This is a genomic window from Cohnella sp. GCM10020058 (genome assembly GCF_042683485.1).
Classification (GTDB): domain Bacteria; phylum Bacillota; class Bacilli; order Paenibacillales; family Paenibacillaceae; genus Cohnella.
In genome coordinates this window covers 492,175-515,132 of record NZ_JBHUJV010000008.1, presented here as the reverse complement: position 1 = coordinate 515,132, position 22,958 = coordinate 492,175, and the positions used below count along the sequence as shown (strand labels likewise).

At 57.2% G+C, this 22,958-nt stretch carries 20 protein-coding genes; 4 read left to right on the top strand and 16 right to left on the bottom strand.

Annotation, left to right across the window (positions count from 1 at the left end):
* Positions 1 to 118: 118 nt before the first annotated feature.
* On the bottom strand, positions 119 to 1,210 hold the full coding sequence (locus ACFSR7_RS14645) for a stalk domain-containing protein (protein ID WP_378162685.1): 1,092 nt from the start codon (positions 1,208 to 1,210) through the stop codon (positions 119 to 121).
* Positions 1,211 to 1,395: 185 nt separating this feature from the next.
* On the opposite strand from ACFSR7_RS14645, the gene ACFSR7_RS14640 reads away from it, so the two are divergent.
* Together ACFSR7_RS14640 and ACFSR7_RS14635 are read left to right on the top strand one after the other, a co-directional pair.
* The gene (locus ACFSR7_RS14640) at positions 1,396 to 1,947 is read left to right on the top strand and encodes a TetR/AcrR family transcriptional regulator (RefSeq protein ID WP_378162683.1); all 552 of its coding nucleotides are present in this window, start codon (positions 1,396 to 1,398) and stop codon (positions 1,945 to 1,947) included.
* A gap of 183 nt (positions 1,948 to 2,130) precedes the next feature.
* On the top strand, positions 2,131 to 2,871 hold the full coding sequence (locus ACFSR7_RS14635) for an SDR family oxidoreductase (RefSeq protein WP_378124285.1): 741 nt from the start codon (positions 2,131 to 2,133) through the stop codon (positions 2,869 to 2,871).
* On the opposite strand, the gene sigJ is transcribed toward ACFSR7_RS14635, so the two are convergent.
* On the bottom strand, positions 2,868 to 3,782 hold the full coding sequence (gene sigJ, locus ACFSR7_RS14630) for an RNA polymerase sigma factor SigJ (RefSeq protein ID WP_378162681.1): 915 nt from the start codon (positions 3,780 to 3,782) through the stop codon (positions 2,868 to 2,870). The genes ACFSR7_RS14635 and sigJ overlap by 4 nt on opposite strands.
* Positions 3,783 to 4,009: 227 nt before the next feature.
* On the opposite strand from sigJ, the gene ACFSR7_RS14625 reads away from it, so the two are divergent.
* A complete protein-coding gene (locus ACFSR7_RS14625; RefSeq protein ID WP_378162679.1) occupies positions 4,010 to 4,645 on the top strand; it encodes an NAD(P)H-dependent oxidoreductase in 636 nt (211 codons plus the stop codon).
* 236 nt (positions 4,646 to 4,881) lie between these two features.
* On the opposite strand, the gene ACFSR7_RS14620 is transcribed toward ACFSR7_RS14625, so the two are convergent.
* The 8 genes from ACFSR7_RS14620 to ACFSR7_RS14585 form a co-directional block, all read right to left on the bottom strand.
* Positions 4,882 to 5,721 (bottom strand): carbohydrate ABC transporter permease, encoded by an 840-nt coding sequence (locus tag ACFSR7_RS14620; RefSeq protein WP_378163060.1) that lies wholly within the window; start codon positions 5,719 to 5,721, stop codon positions 4,882 to 4,884.
* Positions 5,722 to 5,723: 2 nt separating this feature from the next.
* Entirely contained in the window at positions 5,724 to 6,611 is an 888-nt protein-coding gene (locus tag ACFSR7_RS14615; protein ID WP_378162677.1) for a carbohydrate ABC transporter permease, read from the bottom strand.
* Positions 6,612 to 6,699: 88 nt separating this feature from the next.
* Complete coding sequence (locus ACFSR7_RS14610) at positions 6,700 to 7,455, bottom strand: fumarylacetoacetate hydrolase family protein (RefSeq protein WP_378162675.1); 756 nt, start codon at positions 7,453 to 7,455, stop codon at positions 6,700 to 6,702.
* A 73-nt stretch (positions 7,456 to 7,528) separates the two neighbouring features.
* Complete coding sequence (locus ACFSR7_RS14605; RefSeq protein WP_378162672.1) at positions 7,529 to 8,851, bottom strand: ABC transporter substrate-binding protein; 1,323 nt, start codon at positions 8,849 to 8,851, stop codon at positions 7,529 to 7,531.
* 78 nt (positions 8,852 to 8,929) lie between these two features.
* Complete coding sequence (locus tag ACFSR7_RS14600; RefSeq protein WP_378162670.1) at positions 8,930 to 9,868, bottom strand: dihydrodipicolinate synthase family protein; 939 nt, start codon at positions 9,866 to 9,868, stop codon at positions 8,930 to 8,932.
* Positions 9,869 to 9,871: 3 nt separating this feature from the next.
* Positions 9,872 to 11,422 (bottom strand): extracellular solute-binding protein, encoded by a 1,551-nt coding sequence (locus ACFSR7_RS14595; RefSeq protein WP_378162668.1) that lies wholly within the window; start codon positions 11,420 to 11,422, stop codon positions 9,872 to 9,874.
* 63 nt (positions 11,423 to 11,485) lie between these two features.
* Positions 11,486 to 13,342, bottom strand: coding sequence for a cache domain-containing sensor histidine kinase (locus ACFSR7_RS14590; RefSeq protein WP_378162666.1), 1,857 nt, complete (start codon positions 13,340 to 13,342; stop codon positions 11,486 to 11,488).
* The gene (locus ACFSR7_RS14585) at positions 13,339 to 14,358 is read right to left on the bottom strand and encodes a response regulator transcription factor (protein ID WP_378162664.1); all 1,020 of its coding nucleotides are present in this window, start codon (positions 14,356 to 14,358) and stop codon (positions 13,339 to 13,341) included. Before ACFSR7_RS14585 ends, ACFSR7_RS14590 begins: the two co-directional genes overlap by 4 nt.
* A gap of 111 nt (positions 14,359 to 14,469) precedes the next feature.
* Here ACFSR7_RS14585 and ACFSR7_RS14580 point away from each other — a divergent pair, with 111 nt between their 5' ends.
* Entirely contained in the window at positions 14,470 to 14,781 is a 312-nt protein-coding gene (locus ACFSR7_RS14580; protein WP_378162662.1) for a hypothetical protein, read from the top strand.
* Between the two features lie 243 nt (positions 14,782 to 15,024).
* Here the strand turns inward: ACFSR7_RS14580 and ACFSR7_RS14575 are convergent, their stop codons facing one another.
* The 6 genes from ACFSR7_RS14575 to ACFSR7_RS14550 all read right to left on the bottom strand — a co-directional run bounded on the left by ACFSR7_RS14575 (position 15,025) and on the right by ACFSR7_RS14550 (position 22,879).
* Complete coding sequence (locus tag ACFSR7_RS14575; protein ID WP_378162660.1) at positions 15,025 to 16,584, bottom strand: extracellular solute-binding protein; 1,560 nt, start codon at positions 16,582 to 16,584, stop codon at positions 15,025 to 15,027.
* Between the two features lie 81 nt (positions 16,585 to 16,665).
* Positions 16,666 to 17,553 carry a carbohydrate ABC transporter permease gene (locus ACFSR7_RS14570; RefSeq protein ID WP_378162658.1) on the bottom strand — a complete coding sequence of 296 codons (888 nt, stop codon included), beginning with the start codon at positions 17,551 to 17,553 and terminating at the stop codon, positions 16,666 to 16,668.
* Positions 17,554 to 17,555: 2 nt separating this feature from the next.
* Positions 17,556 to 18,506 (bottom strand): ABC transporter permease, encoded by a 951-nt coding sequence (locus ACFSR7_RS14565; RefSeq protein ID WP_378162656.1) that lies wholly within the window; start codon positions 18,504 to 18,506, stop codon positions 17,556 to 17,558.
* 160 nt (positions 18,507 to 18,666) lie between these two features.
* Entirely contained in the window at positions 18,667 to 20,280 is a 1,614-nt protein-coding gene (locus ACFSR7_RS14560; RefSeq protein ID WP_378162654.1) for a response regulator, read from the bottom strand.
* Positions 20,277 to 22,001, bottom strand: coding sequence for a cache domain-containing sensor histidine kinase (locus ACFSR7_RS14555; RefSeq protein WP_378162652.1), 1,725 nt, complete (start codon positions 21,999 to 22,001; stop codon positions 20,277 to 20,279). The genes ACFSR7_RS14560 and ACFSR7_RS14555 overlap by 4 nt, the downstream gene beginning before the upstream one ends.
* Positions 21,998 to 22,879, bottom strand: coding sequence for a helix-turn-helix domain-containing protein (locus ACFSR7_RS14550; RefSeq protein WP_378162650.1), 882 nt, complete (start codon positions 22,877 to 22,879; stop codon positions 21,998 to 22,000). The genes ACFSR7_RS14555 and ACFSR7_RS14550 overlap by 4 nt, the downstream gene beginning before the upstream one ends.
* Between the last annotated feature and the right edge of the window lie 79 nt (positions 22,880 to 22,958).

Genomic DNA, 22,958 nt, shown 5'->3' with positions numbered 1-22,958 from the left:
AGAAGAGACACCGCCCCTTGGCTTGCCAAGGGGCGGTGTCTCTTCGTATTGATAAACTTGTGCAGCCCGGAAGTGCCGTAGCTCCGAAGCTGTGGAAAGGATCTTTTGAAGTGAATATTTAATATTGGATTGAGGTCAGTGTATTATTATCAAAATACAGATACATTCCATAATCGTAAACCCATTGCGAATATACACCACTTCTAGTTTCAGTTGAATTCGTCCTAATCGGACTTCCAATAGACATGATGACCATATCTTGATTCATTCCAATGAAAACTTCTTGATCTCGAATCGCATTCCAGACTTTTTGAGACCACTTATGATCGTTATACGGGTTTGTCTCATAAAATGCGCCCATCAATGCCGTAATCGCAAAATCTTTTCTATATTTTGAGTCGTCAACCCATAATTCTACTGACTTCTTTCCGTTGCTTACTGTTATTGTCCCAAGTTTAGTCTGAATTACTGTGACTGCTTCTAAGTTTTTAAATGGAGTGTTATATGGCCAAGCATCATCAGATTTATCAACCCAATACTTTTTGTTTATCAATTTTTCTAAGTTAGTCCACATTAGTAAGTCTTCAATTTGCTTGTTTGACTCTTTTAAGAAGGCATAGTAATACTCTTTTCTTTCACCAATGTATTTATAAGGATCTGCTTTTGCTTTGAGTTTTTCAATATAATTATCAATTGCTTTATAAATTCCTGTTTCCTTGTTCGTTTCTTCTCCATTGATAATTAAAGTATTGGCATCAGGCTTTTGAACATTAAACTTTAATTGCTCCTTCAAAAAACTAATTGGAACATAGGTTATGTCATTTTCCTTAATAAACGGATTTGCTATTTTAAAACCTGCATAACAACCACTCATGCCAAACTCATAACTTATGCAATATTCATTAAAATCAAAAGAAAGTATAGTTTTATAATTGGGACGTACCAAGTAAACTTTATTATTACTAAAAATTCTAAGCCCTTTTAAGGATTGAACGTATTCTGGCGTATTGTTGAACGCTTTTAATGTTTCAGTCACAGGAAGATACAAAGATGAATTAACCAGTATAGGTTTGTTTTTATACACAACTTCATTGTTATTGATTATAACTTTAATTTTTGATTCAACTGGCTTTGACTCGGCAGCCAAGGCACTCCTATCCAAACTAAAAGTAAATAATAAGACGAGTAGACCAAAAATATATTTCTTCATTTCTTTCATCCCCCTATAATTATAGACCCGAACAATTTTACCGCAATTATCCATTCTAGTTCTAGAGATACGTTTTATACTAGTTCTTGTAACACACAAACGAGACACTATTAAAGTGTGACTTTAGACTACTTATGTCGGTCCACTTTCCTTTTAATTAAAATGCGCGGGAGGTGATCGCTCATATGGAAAAACCGACCAAGGTGGACAGACGAATCCTGCGTACCCGGGACGCCATCACAAAGGCGTTCCTAGCACTCGTGTCGGAAAAGGACCTCGACCACATCACGATCAACGATATCGCCGACAGAGCCAACGTCAACCGGGGCACCCTGTACCTTCATTATGCGGACAAATACGACCTGCTCGACCAGTGCATCAAAGACCATCTCGACAAAATGCTCGCTGCCTGCGCCGCCGAGGACGTAAATCCGATCGACGATCTCAAACCGATGTTTTCCTACTTCGAAGCGAATTTCTCTTTTTTCTATACCATGCTGGCCAATCAGAAAACGTCCGTCTTCCGCGATCGCCTGCTCGAGAGCATCGCCGGCGGCACGAAGGCGAAGATCGGCGCTCAAGCGGCCCGGCAGCACATGGACTTGGATCTGGTGTCCCGCTTCTTGGCCTCCGCCTTCGTCGGTACCGCCGAATGGTGGATCCTGAACCGGATGCCGCTACCCGCAGAGCTCGCAGCCAAGCAGGTCGGCGAGTTGTTCGAGAAATACGTGCTGTGAACCGCGATGCCGGATACGGAGCCCTATGAGATATTAGACAATGTGCCCCCGTACGTCGGATATCGTACAAAACGGCATGGATTAACGATTGAACGGCCGCCGCTTCTCTTTATAATAAAAATTAACGATAGTCAGATATGCGACTATTGTTGAATAAACTATAAAATAGAGGAGTGGAATTCCATGTCTAACGTAAACGATAAAGTTGTCGTCATCACCGGCGCTTCCAGCGGGATCGGGGAAGCCGCAGCCAAGCTGCTTGCGCATCAAGGCGCCAAGGTCGTTCTGGCCGCCAGAAGGGAAGACCGGCTGAGGACTGTCGTCGATGAGATCCGGCAGGACGGCGGACAAGCGGTCTCGATTCAAGCGGACGTCGCTTCTCTCGATGACATGAAAAAGCTCGTGGACTTCGCCCTGGAGCAGTACGGCCGCATCGACGCGCTCGTCAACAATGCGGGCGTCATGCCAGCCTCCAGGCTTAGCGAGCTGCGGGTCGACGAATGGGACCGCATGATCGACGTCAACGTCAAAGGCGTGCTGTACGGCATCGCGGCGGTGCTGCCCGTCATGAGAGAACAGCGATCGGGACACATCGTCAATCTCTCCTCGGTGGCAGGATACCAAGTTAATCCGTCCTCCGCCGTTTACAGCGCGACCAAGTTCGCCGTCCGGGCGATCTCGGAGGGGCTGCGGCAGGAGGAATCGCCCGCTTCCCGCATCCGCTCGACCATCGTCTCTCCCGGCTTGACGGAGACGGAGCTGCTCCACTCGATCGGCAGTCCCGAGACCAAGGCGATGACCAATCAGATCGCCGGCATGGGCATCTCTCCGTATGCGATCGCCCGCGCGATCGCGTTCGCCCTTAACGAGCCGGACGACGTGTCGGTGAACGAGATTGTGGTCAGACCGACCGCGCTGCCTTAATCCAAGGGCTCGAACAGACGCATCCTTTCCGAAAATCCGCCTTCCGCGATATGCTGTAACTTGTCCGGATTCCGGATCAGATACAGCTCCCGTACGATGTCCCCCTCTACGCGCAGCATGCCTACCGTTTGGATGCCGCCCGTCTCCGACCGGATAACGATGCTCGGCTGTCCGTTTATGTGCCTCATTTCCATCCTTACTTCGCCGCCGAATGTCGCAGATTGAAGCACCGGACCAAGCAAGAACTTCGCCACCAGGTCGCGGGAAACGATCGGTTGGGCTGCGGCAAGCACCTTGCCGCCTCCGTCCGCGACGAGCACGACGTCCGGATCGAGCATCGTCAGCATGCGATTGACGTTGCCCGCCTTGAGCGCGTCCAAAAAGCCGTTCACCCACTGCTGCTGCTCCGCTTCGGGCTGCGCAAGCTCTTCCTCATCCGACAGTCCCATCTTCGCACTCGCGCGGCTGAACAGCTTGCGGCAGTTCGGTTCGCTTTTCTCGATGAGCTGGGCAATCTCCTTGTACTCGAACCCGAGCGCCTCGCGGAGGACGAACACGATGCGCTCCGAGGGCGACAACCGCTCCAGCAGGACGATCATGCCGTACGTGAGCAGATCCTCGCGAACGACCGATTCCATCGCGTCGTCGTCCGAGCTGGGAAAAGGCTCCGGCAGCCATTCGCCGAAATACTCCTCGCGCTTTTTCCGAGCGGACTTGAGCAGGTCCTTGCAGCGGTTCGTCACCATTTTGCATAGATAAGCCTTCGGCTCGGCCAGCCGTTCGGGCGGCACGTCCGCGATCTTGATGAACACGTCCTGCACCGCGTCCTCCGCGTCGGATACCGATCCTGTCAGCTGATAGGCGAGCTTGAACAGCAAAGCTTTATATTTCGTATATAACTGTTCTTGCATGGATGCCGTCCACTTCCATTCGTATAGGCTTCGGCGTAGAGACCGCCTGTTAATAAAACGAGGCTGGCGCTTGCTTTGTGACAGAATTCGCCGAACTTTTTCAGCCTACGGTCAGGCGTAGTCTATCCAGCTGCCTACCTCCTATACCCGGTGTCACAGAACAATAGAGAACGTCGTTCTATGTCCGTCATCCCGTAATCATACTCCCTTAGAAGGACGTGAATCTCATGAACAAAGTATTGTATATTACCGCCAATCCGAGCGAAGACGAAAACTCCTATAGCCTCTCCGTCGGCAAAGCGTTTGTCGAAGTCTACCGCGAAGCGAATCCGAACGACGAGATCGTCCGCATCGATCTTTTCCAAGCGGATATTCCGCTCCTGGACGGCGAAGTGTTCGGGGCCCGTTCCAAACTGCACGCGGGGAATGCCTTCGAGCAATTGTCCCCGTCCGAGCAGGCCAAGGTCGGCCGTCTCGACGAACTGGTCGAACAATTTTTGGACGCGGACAAATATATCTTCGTCAACCCAGTCTGGAACTTCTCCTACCCGCCGGTGCTCAAAGCTTATATCGACGCCGTCTTCGTCGCCGGCAAGACGTTCCGCTACACGTCCGACGGACCCGTCGGATTGCTCACGAAGAAAAAGGCGTTCCAGATCCAGGCCAGCGGCAGCGTGCTGTCCGAGGGCGCATATGCGGACTTTGAAATGGCACACCGCCATCTCGAGGCGGTCTTGAAATTCCTGGGCGTCCCGAGCTTCGAGGCCGTCTACGTGGAAGGCATGGCCGCGCAGCCCGACAAGGCGCAGGACATCAAAGCCGGCGCGATCGCGAAGGCTCGCGAGGCGGCGTTGAGCTTTTAAGGTTGGACCTGCCTATGATACGCCTGGCGAGCACACAATGGTTTGGGCGGGGTAACACGGTTTTTCTGCGTCGAAGAGCGTTATATGGTTGATTAGCATCTCCACTCTACCAAAAAAATGGTTTATTTTCGTTTAAGCAAAAAAGGGGCTATCTCTCAGGTCAGTTTATGACCTTTGAGACAGCCCCTTGTGATTACATCGTCCGCACGCCGGTGCGATCGCTTAATGTCGCCTTCTCACTTCAGCCCCGTCGTCGAGATGCCCTCCACGAAGTACTTCTGCATGGAGAAGAACAAAATCATGCTCGGCAGCAGCGCCACGATGGACATGGCGAACAACGGTCCCCACGCCGAGTCTGCGGTCGAGTCCAGGAACAATCGCAGGCCGAGCGGCACGGTATACTTCTGGACGGAGTTCAGGTAGAGCAATTGGGTAAAGAAATCGTCCCAGGTCCAGATAAAGGTGAACAGCGCTGTCGTGATAAGCGCAGGCACGGAGAGCGGCAGAATCATCGTCCAGTATATCCGGAACGGCCCGCAGCCGTCGATCCGGGCGGATTCGTCCAGATCCCTGGGCAGGCCGCGGATAAACTGGACCATCAGGAAGACGAAGAAGGCATCCGTCGCCAGCCATTTAGGCGCGAAGATGGGAAGGTAGGTATCGATCCAGCCGGCCTTCTGAAACAGAATGTATTGCGGGATCATCGTGACATGGTGCGGCAGCATGATCGAGACGAGCATCAGCGCGAACAGCGGCTTTTTAAACCGGAAATTCATTCGCCCGAAGGCATAAGCCGCCATTGAACAGGAAATTACGTTGCCGGCGACGGCGAGCAGGCTAACGGTCGCGGAATTGCCGAGAAACCGATAGAAGCCATGGCCCGCGACGCCCTTCCAGCCGTCCCAATAATTGCGAAGCGTCGCCTCGGCAGGCCATAGCCGCTGGTCCGAGAAGATCAGATAGCTTGGCTTGAAGGAGCTCGCCACCAGCCACAGAATCGGATACAGCATGGCGATGCCCAATCCGCAGATCGCCGCGTGAAGCAGCCAAGTATGTTTTGCCCGGGTTTGCGCCATCATCAATTGCCTCCATCGCCGTAGTTGACCCAGTACTTGGACGAGCCGAACACGAGAGCCGTAAAAAATCCGATGATGAGCAGCAGCACCCAAGCCATCGCGGAAGCGTAGCCCATCTCGAAGAGCGTGAATCCCTTGATATACAAATAGAGCGTATAGAACAAAGTGGAGTCGATCGGCCCCCCGGTTCCCCCGCTGATAATAAAGGCTTGCGTGAAGGCCTGGAACGCCGTGATGAGCTGAATGACGATGTTGAAAAGAAGTACGGGGGTCAGCAGCGGTAGCGTGATGGCGAGTATTTGACGGAACCGCCCTGCCCCGTCGACCCGCGCCGCCTCGTAGAATTCGCCCGGAATCTGCTTAAGTCCCGCCAGGAAAATAATCATGGTAGAGCCGAATTGCCAGGCCGAGAGCAGCACGATGGAATACAGCGAGAAGTCGGGGTTCGATACCCAATCGGGCCCTTGAATGCCAAACAGGTACAAGAGGACCTGATTGAAGGCCCCGTCTCCGCTGAACATCTTTTTCCACAGCACGGCAATGGCGACGCTGCCCCCGAGCAGGGTCGGAATATAGTAGATGGTGCGGTAGAAGGACAAGCCTTTCAACCCTTTATTCAGCAGCATGGCAACCGTCAGCGCGAAAATAAGCTTAAGCGGCACGGACGTGAGCACGTACAAAAACGTGACCTTAAGCGAAGTCCAGAACCGCTCGTCCTCGCCGAACATCTCACGGTAATTGGAGAGGCCCACCCACTGGGCGTCCGTCAGCATGTCGTAATGGGTAAAGCTCAGATACAACGAGAAGGCCATCGGCCCGAGCGTCAGGACGGTCAGTCCCGCCAGCCAAGGCAGCAGAAACACGTAAGCCGCGGACGTTGTTCTTTGCATCCCGCTCCCTCCTATCCAATCGGACTTTTTTTCAACTTTTTCTAACTTTCTATCTTTCTAACTTCCTAACTTTCTTCCGGCTTGTTGCTTACTCAACCGGATTCGTCAGCCTGCCGAGTCCCTCGATCTCGCAGACGACCTCGTCTCCGCGCCGGACTTGCCCCGCGTTCGGAGGCGCCCCGGTCAGCAGCACGTCCCCCGGGCCGAGCCTCATGCGTTCGGCGATGTAGGCGATCTGCCGTGCGATGGAATGCTTCATCCGGCCGATCTCGCCGCGCTGCCTTTGTTCGCCGTTGACGAAGGACGCGATCGTTCCTCTTCCGAATTGCGGATTCGTCTCGATCCACGGCCCGAGCGGCGTCAACGTCGGCGACACCTTGGTCATCGCGATGTTGCCGCCCGGATGCGCATAGCCGCCGGCCGTCAGGTCGTTGGCGATCGCATAGCCCAGAATGCAGGCTTCGACGTCTCTTGCCTCGATGCCGAACGTCGGCTTGCCGATGACGACGGCGAGCTCGGCTTCGAAGCTCAGCAGATCGAGCCCGGCCGGGATGACGACGGGCCGGTTCGGTCCCACGATCGTATCCGGCGACTTGAGAAAGAACTGCGGCTCTTCTCGTCCGGACGCGCGTTCCTTCTCCCCATCGCTGCCGAAGTTGGCCATGATTCCGATGATATGACGCGGCGCGACCGGGGCCTGCAGGACCGCCTTATCAGCTCGGAACCGCTTGCCGGTATGCAGCCTGTCGGCGAACAGGCCCGTCGTTTCCGCGATCGCGTCCTCCAGCCACTCCCCCGTTCGTACCTCCGTTTCTCCTTCGGCGATAAATCGGACCAGCCTCATGGCTCCGCGCTCCTTCCCTGATTGAAGAGAGGCGTGCCGCGCCGGCAGAATCCGGGGGCGGCACGCCCGTGGTTTACTTCAACGTTTTGACGGCTGCGTTGTATACTTCCTTGCCGGCTTCCTCCGGCGTCGACTTGCCGAACGCTACCTTTTGCGCAGCTTTGCCCAAGGCGCCGTTCCAGTCTCCGGCCGGCATGGCCTTCGGCATCGGCGCTTCGCTCGCGATCACTTTCTCGAAGTAATCGAACATCTGAAGCTGCGCGGGAGACAGCGTCGGCTTGAGCGCGTCCCTCGCCTCCTGCGAGATCGAGATGCCCCGGTCGCTGCCCAGAATCTGAGTCGCCTCCGGATCGTTGATCATGAAGTTGGCGAACATCGCCGCCTCCTTGGGGTGCTCGGAGTTCACGCTGATCGTGATGTACTGGCCGGGATGCAGCCACAGACCGGTCTTTCCGTCTTCGCCGCTCGGCGGCTTGATCAGGCCAAGCTCGTCCTTGACGGCATCTTGGAAGGCGGGCAGCTGGTTGAGGTATCTGAACACCATGGCCGTCGTTCCTTCCGTGAGGGTGGACGTCTCCGCGCTAAGCTCTGTATGGGCGCTCGAGATCTCGGCTTTCGGGATGATGCCTTCCTTGCGGAAGCGATCCCACATGGAGAGCCAGTCGGCGACGTCCTGCGCCTCGAAGCCTACGGCGCCGCCGTTGTTGATCGCCTTGCCGCGCTGTCTCAGAAATAGCTCGAAGTACTCATTCAGGGAGGATTGATCGGCGAACGCATATTGACCCTTGTCCAGCTTGCCGACGAGCGTCTTGCCCAGTTCTTCGAGCTGCGTCCAGGTCATCGTACCCGGCGCCGAGACCCCCGCCTTGTCGAAGAGCGTCTTGTTGTAGATCAGCCCGACGCCGTTGTTGCCCAGGTTGAGCCCATACAGCTTGCCGTTCATCCGTCCGGGCTCGATGAACGAATCTTGGAACTTGTCGATCTGAATCTCGCTGCCTACGTATTCGTCCAGGTCGACAAGCACGTTCCGGGCGGCGTAATCGATGTAGTCGTTGCCCATGACGATCAGATCCGGCTCGCTTCGGCCGGCGATCTGCGTCTTGATCTTATCTCCGTACACGTCCTGCGCCATGAACTCTGAAGCGATGCTGATATTCGGATGCTTGCGCTCGAACAGCTCGATCACTTGCATCGTCAGGTCCGCACGCTTTTGGTTGCCCCACCACGTCATGCGCAAGCTGACTTTTTCACCTGCGCCAGCCGAAGCCTTAGCCGGTGCGGTGGAAGAGGACGCGGGCGAAGCCGTGTCCGCCTTCCCGTTGTCGCCGGTGCCGCATGCTGCGAGCAGCAAACTGAACGCGACTAAGGAGATTCCTGCTTTCTGGATGGACCGCATGAACAATTCCCCCTGATTTTATAATCAATATAAATGAAGAAATATATTTCTATAGTTTAAAATGATAACAAGGGCAATTTACTGACCGTCGTTCGTCTTTGTCGCGATTTCGTTTAACAGGTACCGGTTAAAACGATGCAGCTGTTCGATCTCGCGACGGTGGGTGATCTTGAAGTCCGATTCTTTTCGGTTCCGGCACTTCAGCGTTGCCGGCAGGCCTTCGAGCTGCAAATAGTACTTCGAGCTCGTCGGGTAATGTCTCCCCTCGAACAAATTCGAGGCGCCCAGGTAATCCTGAACGACTTGCGCCTGCTCCGGATAACGGCGCCAGTGGCGGGTCAACCATACGTACAGCTCCGGCTGGAAGTTTGCCAGGATGCCGCTATACCCGTTGCCTCCCGCTTGCATCGTCTCCATAACGTGCGGATTGTTGGCGATGAACACCTTCAGGTTCGTGCCTTGTACGGCTTCGATTTTCCGCTTGATCACTTCCAGATCGTTGCTGCATTCCTTCATGAAGGTGAATCGGCCCGTCTTGGCGCACCAGTTCAGAAGCGCCGGAGACAGCAGCCGCTGGTAAGGCAGCGGGCATTCGTACAGACCGAACCGTACGTCGGGGTAGGCGGCCAGCACCCGCTCGACGTTGCGCTTCCACGCCGCCTCGTCTTCCTGCTCGGACGCGAGCCGGTTGGTCACCAGCACGACGGCATCGACGCCGGTGCCGGCGATCTTCCCGATCTCGTCCAACTGCTCCCCGATCGACTCCGAGACGTGTCCGGATGCGACGACCGGAATGCGGCCGGCGGCCGTCTTCACCACGAACCGGGAGATCTCGACCCGCTCGCGCAAGGACAAATGGAACATCTCGCTCGACAGGCAGACCGCGAACAATCCGTCCGCGCCTTTGTCGATGTACCATTCCACGAGCCGTTCAAGCGCAGCATAATCGACTTCGTTGTCTTCCGTAAACGGGGTCAGCATAACGGGCCATACGCCGTTCGGCAATTGCTCTCTCATAAACTAAGCACGCTCCTTCGTCCGCCTGTAGATGTCGTTGACTTCGGCCGCGATCCGGTCTCCGCCGTTCAAGCGCCAGACCCGCGACGCTTCGTCTATGGCGTCCAGACGCTTCTCCCCGCGGATGACCTGAATCTGCACCTGCCTGAAGTTCTCTTCGAGCTTCTTGTAATACCATCTGTAGCTGAGGGACAGCACCTCGATGCCGCCCGCGTCGTTGCGGTAAGGATAAGCCGCGTTCTTCTTGTAATAGCTCTCGTCGAACCGGGCGACCTCCGGGGCCGTATAGACGCTTGGCGCGCCCGGGTCGCTTCCCGGGAACAACCAATCGCTCAGAAGCCTTGGAAGATCGGTGTCCGCGAGCGCGGTCGCGGCATAGCCGCCTTTGTCGTCTCTCACATAATGAAGACCTTTTAAGCCGTTGTTCATGACCCGGCTTCCCTCTTCGGACATCCACCAATCGAGCATCTCAAGGATTCGGGCTTGCTTGGCGGCATCGATCCGTCCGTTGACGACCAGCTTGTTAACGCCTTGCAAGTTCGTCGGATTGCCCCGGTCTCCGCCCGGCCCGATCGGCGGAGGCAGCTGGACGAGCCTGGCGCCGGGATCTGTTCCGCGCAGCAACTGCTCGTCCGAGCGAAGCGTGTCGGGCCGATACGTCATGATGCCGCTCCGGCCGGTTTGGAACTCCTCGTAGATCGTGCCGAACCCCTTGTCCTCGAAGTCCCGGTCCAGCAATCCTTCCGCGTACAGCTTGGCGAGGAAGGCCAAGTACTTCTTCATTTCCGTCGTCTGCGTATACTGGGAGACGAGTTCGCCGTCGATCAGCTTCCATTCGTTGGCCAATCCGAACGCCGCCCGCAGTTGAAGGGAGTTGGACGGCGAGCTGCCGGACAGCTGATTGGAGATCGAGAGGCCAAAGGTGTCGTTCGCGCCGTCGTCGTCCGGATCCTCCAGGGCGAAGGCCTGCACGATCCGGTAGAAGTCGTTCACCGTGAACGACCCTTCCTCCGGCATCGGAAGCCCTGCCTTCTCCAGCCAATCCGCGCGAATCTGGTAGCTGTCCCGGAACTCGACGTCGTTCACCGGAATGCCGTAAGTGCGGCCGTCCGGATTGAGCAGGTCCCATTCCGACTGCCCGAACGCCGAGGCGAGATGCGGGTAAGCGCCAAGCAGCGGGTCCAAATCCAGGAATGCCTGTTTCGGCTGCCAATTGACGAACATGTCCGGCTCTACCTGAAAGACATCCGGAAGCTTCCCCGACGCGGCCATGACCTGGAGCTTGTCCTTGTACGATTCGCCGTCGGTCCACAGCAGCTTCAGGTCCACGTTAAACTTGTCGTTCAGGTACTGGATCATCGGATGATCCTCGCGCCACCGAAGCCCTCCCTCCCACGAGTATGGCATGAGCGTGACGCTCATCCGGTCCTCGGCGACCGGCGTGTCCGCTTCGGGCCCCGGCAGCTTGCCGACCCCTCCCGCGAACAGGACGATCGTCAACAACCCCAGACCTGCCGTTACCGCCGCCTTGCCCCACCATGGCGTTCGTTTCAAGCTGCCCCCTCCATGACTACGCTTACACTTAGTAGAATAGCAGACCGAATGCCGCTGTTTTTTTCACATTTCTCCGTTTGCTTGCACATTCTTCCGATTCGCGAGCGGGATCCGTACGGTGACGGCCGTTCCTCTGCCGGGAAAGGAAACGATCTGCAGCCCGTAGGGAGCGCCATAATGCATGACAAGCCGCGCCTGGACGTTGGCGAGACCGACCGAATCTTCCTGCCGATCCGAGACGACGCCGGGATGACCGGCCCTTGCGATAAGGCCCTGCAGGTGCCGCAGCCGATCCGCCTCGATGCCGGGTCCGTTATCCACGACCTCGATCAGCAGATCCTCTCCTTCGCCGTAAGCGTTGATAAGGATGGCAGCGTCCCCGTTGTAGGCTTCGACGGCATATTTCACCGCATTTTCGACGATCGGCTGCAACGTTAACTTGACCAAATGAACGTCCAAGTATTTCTCGGGAATATAGTTCCGATTCATAAAGTTGCCGCCGAAGCGCAGCTGGACCATCTCCAGATACTCGTTCAGGTGGGCGAGCTCGTCCCGCAGCGTCACCTCGATCCGGTCGAGCTTGGTCGTATACCGGTAGAAGGCAGCCAGATTGCCGGCCATCTTCTCAATCTTCGGCACGTCCTCCAGGAAGGCGATGCTCTTGATAATATCCAGGGAGTTATAGAGAAAATGCGGATTGATCTGATTTTGCAGCGCCTGAATGGTGGCATCCTTCTGCTTCAACTCCAGGTTCATCTCCCGGATCTGGAAGCCGTAAACGCGTTCGATCAATTCGTTCAGCGTGCCCAGCATGTGGGAGAAGTTGTTGCTCAGCATCTGGAATTCGTCGCGGCTCGGCCGAACGTCCACCTTGACCCCCAGATTGCCGCGCTGCACCTCCCTCATGTTACGGTTGAGCTTCATGACGGGAGCAAGCAGGAGCTTGGTCAGCCACGGAACGACGAACAGGACGAAGAGCAGCATAAAACCGACGACGATGATAATGGAATTGCGCGCGACCTTGAGACCGGTAGCCATCTCGGAGAGCGGGACGACGGCGACGACTCTCCACCCGGTATAGTCGGATTGCGTATTGGTCGTCAGGAAGGAAGTATGGCCGACCTTCCGAATGGCGTCGACCGGCGTATCGGCGAACGGGGACAGGGCGGTCGACCGAATCCGATTGCCGATGTAGGCGGGATCGGGATGATAGACGATCGTATCGCTCCGGTCGACGATAAAGAAGGAGCCCGTGCGGCCGATGCGCGTCCGGCTCATGATGTCCCGAACGCTGGTCGTCGTCACGTTGAGAATGATCTGTCCCGCAATCTCCACGTTTTTGGTGCTGTAGATCGGCACCGCCAGCGGAATGACCGGAATACGGCTGAGCCGGGCCTTCTCCATCGGCCGAATCGACGGCTCGTCCCCGGCGTAGGCGCCCGACATCCATTGACTCCGGTAAAAGTCCGCATCGCCGCTTCCCCGCGAGGAGACGACCTCCCCCGAATTGGAGAGAACGATAAGGCTCTCCACGTCCGAATAGCTGAGCGTGATCTGTCTCTTGAGCATGCTCTCGATCAGCAGGCGGTTCTCCGAGTTGCGCTCCATATGTCCCGTCAGCCAGTTCTGCAGCAGATAAGGCTCCGCATGCGCGGCTCCCTCGTCCGGCTGCTGGAGGGCGCCTGCCGCCACCGAATAGGTAATTCCCGCGAGATTGCGGAAGTATTGATCGAGCTGATTGTTCAAGCTTGCCGAGGCGCCGCTCGCCAGGTTGAAGAAGTCCTTGCTGGTCGCCCGGTTGTAATAATAATGGGCCGAGAGGGCGATCGTGAAGACGCCGGTCAGGCTGACCAGGAGGAAGCCGAACACCATCTTCTGCCTCAACGAAAACCGATGAAGAAACGATGCGACGCGCCTCATGGCCCGATCCTCTTCTTGTATTCGCCCGGAGACAGCCCGGTCGCGCCCTTGAAGACGCGCACGAAGTAGGATTGCGTGCTGAAGCCGGTCTCCTCGGCAATCTCGTAAGCTTTAAGGGAAGTATTCCTCAGAAGCTCCTTGGCCTTCTCGATTCGGACCTCCTGGATGTATTGAACGAGCGTCTTGCCCGTATGCTTTTTGAACCAGAGACTGAAGTGGGAGATGCTCATGCTCGTTAATCTCGCCATCTGGGACAGAGAGATATCCTTGTTATAGTTCCCCCCGATGTATTCGCAGGCTTTCTGCATCGCGTACTGCTGGCTTGTGCGGTCGTCTTCCTTTTTGCTGACCACCCAGAGCTCCAGCAGGCCGAGCAGATGCCGCTTCACGAGCGAATGGTCCGACAAGCGGCCGATCGCCGCAAACTCGGGAACCGGGACCTCCATATCGCGCAGCAGCGAAGCGAGCTTGTGCTCGAACAGGCGAAGCAGGTTGAGCTTCAGCGCCCCGTCGTAGCGCGGCATCGCGAGCACCCGGTCGAACAGCTCGCCGGCCTTCCGGTAGAACGCGGAGCTCTCCGCAGCCTCATACCGGTCCAGCAGGTTCTGAAAGCCGACCATCGTCCGGTTCAGTTCGGCGTTATCTCCGAGCTTGTCGCCGGAACGCTGGAGCGCGTCGTGCAATTGGTCCATCTGCACCGGCTTCAGCAAATATTCGGACACGCCGTATCGGATCGCCCGCTGGGCGTATTCAAAATTATCGTATCCGCTCAAAATAATGAACGTCATAGGAATATGGTGCTCCGCGATCTTGGCGATCAGCGACAGCCCATCCATCTGCGGCATCATGACGTCGGTGATGAGAATGGCGGGCCACAGCTCCTCGATCAGCGCCCAGGCCTCTTCGCCGTTCCGCGCCTCGCCGACGACCACATAGTCGTCTCCCATCCGCCCGACCATCTCCACGATGGACTGCCGGATCCACTGCTCGTCTTCCGCAACAAGTACCTGAAGCATAGCCGCGACTTCTCCCTCCCGCTGTCGAACCGTCTCTTCGACAGGATGCGCCGATCTCCCCCCCACTATAGCATGCTTCGTCAAGCGCGCGGGCGAGCGGCGGCCATCGGCTTGCAGCTCCCCGCGCGAGGTGCCGCGGCGCTTGGCCCGCATGCTACGTTCCTTCGCCGTATCGCCATCGCTATCGCCATCGCCACCGCCATCACCATCACCATCACCATCACCATCGCCGTCGCTATCGCCACCGCCATCACCATCGCCATCGCCATCGCCACCGCCATCACCATCGCCATCGCCATCGCCATCGCCATCGCCATCACCATCACCATCACCATCGCCATCGCCATCGCCATCGCCATCGCCATCGCCATCGCCATAAAGCCTGCAAATATACATCTTTTTTCGCCCGTATCCACCCTTTAGAGAGGAAAAGATGCAAATATACATGTATTCCCCTCCACAAATCCGATTTCCGCCCTTCACTTTGAAAATGCCTGCACATTCGCAGGTATTTCATCACGTGCCGTTGGTCGGCAGAAAATTCATGTACAGATGCAGTTTTTTTGACCCGCCGAACATCAGAGAAGCGCAGACTCCCCGGTAATTAAAAAAAGCAGCCGACCTAATCGGTCGGCTGCGCGGCGCTTGCCTGCTTCGTCTTCGTATTTACTTGCTCGCGAACCACTCGTTCATCGCGTCGATCGCGTCCTGCCCGCCCTTGGCGTTGAAGTCCTTCACGTAGCTGTCGAACTCCGACAAGCTGCGCTTGCCCATGATGAACTTCATGGAATTCTCCTCCATGTAGTTGCGCAGCTCCGTGAACTTGGCGTCGTACGCTTCGACGGACGGCGCGTAGTTCGTTTCCTCGCGCAGCTTCTTGTATTGGAGCAGCGGCTCGTAGTACGGCAGCAGTCCCTTGGCCTTCAGCCGCGCCGCGAACCCGGCGTCCGTGTCGCCGAGCGGGTAGATCGAACGCCATGGGATGTTGGCGCTTTGCTCCGGCGTTTGCGTGATGACGCCGTCCTTCTTCGTATAGTCGGTGCCTTCGATACCGTAGTTGACGAGCTCGTCGGTCTCCGGCGTGTACAGGAAATTCAGATACTGCGCGGCGCCGAGCTTATTTTTAGCCTGCTTCGGAATAATGATGTAGGTTGTGGAGATCGAGCTGTCCTGCAGGCCCGACTCCCCGTTCTTGCCGACCGGCGGCGCGATGAAGCCGACGGTTCCGCCTTCGTTCTTGTCTTTCAAAGCATTGTCGATCTCGGGCACGCTCCCCCAGTACATCGGGGTAAAGACGGCCGTGCCGTTGATAAGCGTGTCCTGCGTGCCTTTCTTGATCGCGAATTCCTGGTCGAGCAGGCCTTCGTCGTACCATTTTTTCATCGTCTCCAAAAATGCCTTGTACTCCGGCTGCACCCACGAGAACACCAGCTTGCCGTCCTTGATCTTCGTCGGCGTGGCCACGCCGAAGGCTGCGGCGAAAGGCGTGAAGCCGTCGAAGAAGTAGCCCGTATTGGACGTCGCGATCGACAGCGGCGCGATGTTTTTCTTCTCCTTGATCGTCTTCATCGTCTCGTAGAACTCGTCGAGCGTCCCCGGCTCCTTGAGGCCCAGCTCCTTCAAGACGTCCGTACGCGCCAGCAGGCCGTTGCCCACCTTCTGCGCCTGCCGATACGGGATTGCGTAGATCTTGCCGTCGAACTTGACGGCGTTCAGCGCTTCCTGGCCGGCCATGTTGGAGACGTTGGGCATCTCCTTGGCGATCAGATCGTCGAGCGGTTCAAGCGCGCCCTGCTTGGCCAGCTTGAAGTAGTCGGATTTGCCGGCGATCGTCATAATATCGGGCACGTCGCCGGAAGCGAAGATGATCGAGATTTTTTGAGACGGATTCTCGAGCGGGAGCGCTTCGTATTGGATATTGAAGCCGGATTCCTCCCGCAGTTTGTCGATCAGCCTGTTGCTGTTAATCGTGTCGGCGCCCTTGAACGTCTCCATCGCCCCGTGATAGAGGCGGGTGATCTTCAAGTCCTTGAGCGCCTTCGCTTGCTCCGTGCTTTTGGCGTCTCCCTTGTCGCTCGCCGTTGCCGCGGAAGTAGACTGTCCCTCCGTCTTGTCCGCGGTTTTGTTGCCATTATCGTTCCCGCCGCATCCTGCCGCGAGCAGCATAAACGCCATGACGCCGATGCCGACGGCCGTTCTTTTCGTTCTTTTCTTTGTCTTCAACATGCTTGCGCGAGCCTCCCGTAAATGGAATATCTACACTCTAGACTTGCGACTGCTGCATGCTGGCCGGAAAAGCAAGCTTCTCTACCCTTTCACCGCGCCGAGCATGATTCCTTTGACAAAATAACGCTGGATGAACGGGTACACGCATAAGATCGGCAGGACGACGCATATGATCGCCGCGGCGCGCATCGACTCCGGCGTCACGCCGCTCAGGACGTCGTTGACGACCATGTCGGCGGGCTTGTCGTTCGACACCAGCTGCAGCAGGAACACTTGCAGCGGCATCAGACTCCTGTCCGTGAGGTACATCATCGCCTGGAAGAAGCTGTTCCAATAGCCGACGGCGTAGAACATCGAGATCGTCGCGATGGCCGGCATGGACAGCGGCACGTAGATTTGGGCCAGAATCCGCAGGCTGGAAGCGCCGTCCATGCGCGCCGACTCCTCCATCGCTTCCGGCAGCCCGCTGAAAAAATTGCGGATCAGGATCAGGTTGAACGGCGCCAGCGCGCCAGGCAGAATGACCGACCACAGGCTGTTCAGCAGGCCGACGTCCTTCACGATCAGGTAGGTCGGAATGAGACCGCCGCTGAAAAACATCGTGATGACGAAGATTAGCATCATAAACCTTCTGTACGGCAAACCGTTTCTGGCGAGCGGGTACGCCGCAAGCAGCGTGACCGCCATGCTGATCAACGTGCCGACGACGGTAATGAACAACGAGTTGCCGAACGACACGTAAAACTGCTTGTACGAGAGCACGAAGTCGTACGAGGAAAAGTTAAGCCCCTTCGGCCATAGCCACACGTCCTTCGCGACGACGTGGGATTGATCGCTCAGCGACTTCGCCGCGATATGAATGAACGGCAGCAGCATGGAAACGGAGATCAACGATAACGCCGCCGCGTTCAGAAGCTGAAAAACCGAATCGCCCCGGACGGCTTTGACGCCAAGCTTTTGCGTTTGCACGGTCAGTACACCCCCTCTTCGCCCATCCGCCTCGCCAGCGTGTTGGCAAGCACCAGCAGGATGCAGCCGATGATCGACTTGAACAACCCCGCAGCCGCCGTCAGGCTGAATTGCATGGTGCCGAGCCCGACGCGGAACACGTACGTGTCGATAATGTCGGATACGTCGTAGACGGTCGGATTGTACATGACCAGCACCTGCTCGAAGCCGGCGTCCAAAATGTTGCCGATCCGCAGCAGCAGGATCACGATAATCGTCGCGCGCAAGCCCGGCACCGAGATATGCCAGATCTGCCGCCAGCGGTTCGCCCCGTCCACGGTAGCGGCTTGATAGAGCTCGTCGTTGATCCCGATGAGCGCGGCCAGGAAGATGATCGCGCCCCAGCCCGCCTCCTTCCAGATGTCCGACGCGATCAGGATCCAGCGGAACCAGCCTTCCTCGGTGAGGAAAAAGATCGGCTTGAAGCCCATAAGCTCGATGGCTTTGTTGACCATCCCGCTGCTCGGGGACAGCAGGTCGATCGCGATGCCGCCAATAATGACCCATGAGATGAAGTGGGGCAAATACGTCATCGTCTGGATCGTCCGCTTGAGCCGGATATATTTCATTTCGTTAAGCAGCAGCGCCAGAATAATCGGTACCGGGAAGCCAAAGGCCAGCTTCATCAGGCTGATCGCCACCGTGTTCCGCACCACCTGGGGGAACTCGTCGAACAGAAACAGCTCGCGGAAAAACCGGAATCCGACCCACTCGCTTTCCAGCATCCCTTGCATCGGGTTGTAGTCCTTGAACGCGATAATGACGCCGTACATCGGCAAATATTTAAAAATCACGATCAACGCGATCGCGGGCAGCGCCATCAAGTACAAATCCCAGTGCTTGCGAATCGCCCTCAGCGGACCGCCCGTCGCCGCCAAGTCGGGACGCGGCAGTCCCGTATTCGTTTTCGCCATGTTCGTCTCCTTCGTCAGCCGTTTGGGTCCCTGCATCAACTATAGCGCGGGCCCGTTCGCTGCAGTAGACGAATGGTTTTACTTTAAACGCAACATATTTGCGGTTGTTCGCAAAAAACGGCATCCGACCGGATTCGTCGAATGCCGCTGCCTTACGTCCTTAAGCTTGCAGGTCGCTCGGCTTAATCCCCCAGTACTTCTGGAAGCTCTTGGAGAAATAATTAACGTGCTTATAGCCGACTTGCTCCGCCGCCTCGTACACCTTCGCGCCTCCCGCGAGCAGCGCCTTTGCCTTCTCCATCCGCAGGCGCAGCACGCTCTCCGAGAAGGAGCTGCCCGTCACTTCCTTGATGATCCGACTCGCATACGAATAATTGATATACAGCTTGGCCGCGACGGTATAGAGGCTGAGCTCCTCCTCGCCCAGATGCGCCTCGACGTAGGCCATGATCTCTCCGACGGTGACATGCGTGCCGGATCGGCGCCGCTCCGCGACGGAACGGCTGATGCGCGCCATCATCCGCTCCAGCCAGGTCATCAATTGCTCCTTCGTCAGCAGTTGGTTGAAGTTCATGAAGTCCGCATAGTCCGCGCCAAGCGTCTCCCGCAGGCTCCAGCCGTGCGCATGGACGATCCGGGTGAGCAGCGCCGTGATCCGCAGCAGCATTTCCTTGGCATCCGCGATCTGGCGGCCGGGCGAAAAGCCCCGCTCCATGAGCGCGGCGATCAGCTCGGACCGTTTGCCTTCGCTGCCGGTTTCGATCGCGATCTCGATTTCTTTCTCCACGTCGTTCAAGTTCAGCCAGGACGCGTCGGCCGGGACGTCGTGCCGGTAGCGGATGATCGTCTCGCGACCCAGCACGATCCGCTCCTGCAGCGCCATGCGGCACTGCTTGTACGCGACCGGCAGCAATGCGGGATCGGTCACCTCGGCACCGATACCCACACTCGCCGTCAGCTTCAGACAATCCTTCACCGTGCCGAGCAGCTTCCCGAGCCGCTGATCCGCAAGCTGGCGAAGCGCTTCTCCGCCGGCCGCGGACGAGGCGATAAAGATGACCGCCGTCAAGCCGTCGTCGTCCTGCAGCGCGATGGCCTCGAACGCTTCCTCCTCGGCATCCGCCAACACATCCTTTGCGATATTAAATAAAGCAAACTGCAGCAAGGCGCGCTCGTCCGACGGGAACCGGGCGTCGTCGCCCGCGGTCGGGTCCATGTCCACGACGGCGGACAACAGCATTTTTCCTTGCAGGGCAAAGCCGATCTCCTCACTGCGTTTGGCTAGCTCCCATCCGGAGTAGCGGCCGTTCAGCCAGTTTTTGTAGAACAGCTCCCTCAAGCGGGGCAGATGCTCCTTCCACCGGCGTTCGAGCTGCGACAGGTTGTGGTGGTCGTACAGCTCCTGCTCGCGCAGCTGCTTGGCCTTGAGGACGGTGTCCAGGATCAGCTCGTTCTCCGCAGGCTTCACCAAATATTTGAACACGCCCTGGTCGATGCTCTCTCTCGCGTATTCGAACTGATCGTAGCCCGTCAAAATGATGACCTTCGCGTGCGCATAATCGCGCTTCAGCAGCTTGGCCAGCTCCAGTCCGTCGATGTCGGGCATATGGATGTCCGTAACGACGATATCGATATGCGCCTCGCGCATCGCGGCGATCGCTTCCCTGCCGTTCTCCACCGCCCCGGCCACCTCGATGCCGTGCGCCTCCCACGGGATGCCCAGCGCGATCCGCTCCCGGACGCGGTACTCGTCTTCGACGATCAGCAAGTTCATGCGCGCTCCTCCGTCCGGATCGGAATGATTAACGTTACCTTCGTACCGACATATTCCTCGCTCTCCACGAGCAGATCGGCCGCCTCGCCGTAATAAAGCTTGAGCCGGGACTTGACGTTCTTGAGCCCGAAAAACCGGCTCGACGGACTGTCCTGCGGCAGCCGGTACAGCTTGCTCGTGATTGCGCCAAGCTCCCGGCGAATCTCCTCCAGCCTGGACGGCGGCATGCCGGCGCCGGTATCCGCCACTTCGACGATAAGACCGCGCCGGTCCAGTCCAGACCGGATGCGCAGCTCGCCGTCCATCGCATCCTTTTCGATCCCGTGGATAATCGCGTTCTCGACGATCGGCTGCAGCAGCAGCTTCAGCATCGGAATGTCCTTCGTGTCTTCCGCAAGCTCGATATCCGCTGTAAAATGCGCCGTGCGCATCTGCTGAACGCGAATGTAATACATCAAATGCTCCGCCGTCTCCGCAAGCGTGAAGTCCTGCCTGCCCTTGCCGAGACTGACCCTGAAAAATTTGGCCAGGTTCAGTACCATGTCGCTGATCTCCCGCATGCCGTGCTTGACGGCGACGGAATAGATGGAGTCGAGCGTATTGTACAAAAAGTGCGGATTGATCTGGGACTGCAGCAGATTGAACTCCGACTTCGCGATACGCAGCTCCTTCTCGTAATTCTCCTCGATCATGATCCGCTGGGCGGCCGCCATCTGGTTGAACCCGTCCATGACATGCCCGAGCTCGTCCCGGCGGTCGTGCTTGATCTGATGCGTCAAATTGCCGTTCTTGACCAGCTTGAACGCGCCGGACAATTGATAGAGCGGCCTTAGAATCTGGATATAGACGAGCCATGCGATCCACATGGCGAGCAGGATGCTGAGCAGAATCGTCAAGTAGGTGAACAGCTGCAGCCGGTGCGACAGCTTGAAAATCTCCGCCTTCGGCTGCTCCAGCTGAATGGACCAGGCGCCGCCGGACTCCCGGATCGTGAACAGGTCTTGTCCGCGGGCGCGCTCCGCCTCGGGGTTCGTCTCCAGAATCGGCTTGTCGCCGTAGAACAGGGTGATATTCATGTCCGCAGACGTTTGCAAATGCTGAATGATGTCCTGCAGCGCCGATTTGCGGACGGCGAAGATGAGCACGTTGGGCTCGGGCGATTCGCTCAGCACGTCGAGCAGCCGAATGTAATAGAGACTGTCGTCCTGAAGGTATCGATTGGTCCCCTCGCCGCTCCCGGAACCGGGAACGTACAGCAGCAGCGCCCCGACGCCGTGCACCGCCTGCTGGAACCAGGCTTCCTCCTTGACCCGCGGCCAGCGGATGCCGCCGAGCGTCGTCGAGACGCCGTTGCCGCTCTCTCCGTGCAGGATATAGGCCTCTTTGATCGAGCCGTTGATGTTGGTCAGGGAATTCAGCTGCTGCTGCACGGTGTGGACGTCGTACAGATTGTCCGGGGTGAACGGGTCCCGCTTGTCCCGCCAGATGTTGACGATGCTCGGGTTGGAGCTGATAAGCAGCGTCTGCTGATCCATGTTGCTCGCCATCTGGTCCATGTAGGCGAGCGTGGTCTGCAGGGCGCCCTTCGTTCGCTCGCGGATCTGCTCGTTCATGATCCGCTGCGAGTAGTTGTTCGCGAACAGGCTGACGACCACGAGCGGGATCAGGATGAGGATAAAGGTGAGCGATAGTTTAAACTGCAGTCCTTGCGTCTTTTTCAATCCGTCGCCTCCGTCCCGGCGGCGGCATTGGCTCCGCCGCGCCTCGCCTTCCGCCAGTGACCGGGCGGCATGCCGTAAAATTTGCTGAACGCGTGCGTAAACGCATAGGCGTCCGAGTAGCCGAGCATGGCGGCGATCTCCACGATGGCGTAGCCAGCGCTTAGCAGGTCGGCCGCCTTGTCCATGCGCAGCTTTTGCAAATAATGCACGGGGGAGGTCCCCATCCGCTCCGTGAAGAGCTTGGAGAAATAGGCGCGGTGGAGGGACAAGTAGTCCGCCACGTCGTGAACGGTAATTTTCTCCGTATAATGGGTATCCATATAGGCGACGCTGCGGGCGATCCAGCTGTCGATGCCCTGACGCGTCCGCTCGGCCTCGCTTGACGGAACCAGGAGCGCGAACACCTGGTACAAAATGGCGCACAGCTCGAGATGCCGTTTCAAATCGTATTTTCGGGGATGAAAGAGCAGCCGCAGCGCGGATTCGAGCTCCTTGCCCAGCACACCCGTCAGGAAGGGCTGCTGCCGGCTGAAGCCCGCGCGCTCGAACAGCCCGGGGACATGCGAGCCGTCCATGGATACCCAGATCATTTGCAGCTCCGGATGTCCCGGCGCCAAGCGGTAACGGTACGTATCTCCGGGAAACATGCCGAATGCGTCGCCTCTGGACAGCACGACCCGCTCTCCGCCGTGCTCGAATTCAACCTTGCCTTCCGTGACGAAGTGCATGTTGTAGTATTCGAGAATCATGAGCCCCGTCCGATAGGTCGGCTTGGCCACGTTCCTGCCGATGCGGAGCGGCCATACGCCCCCTTTGCAGGCGAAGGCGTCGGGGATAAACAGCTGCGATTCGAACCACTCGTTGGCGGACTCCTGCATAACCCGGCCCCTTTCGGCATGATTCCCCCTATTATAGCAAGCGCTTTCCAAACGCTGTCAATCGGGGACTCAGCATAAA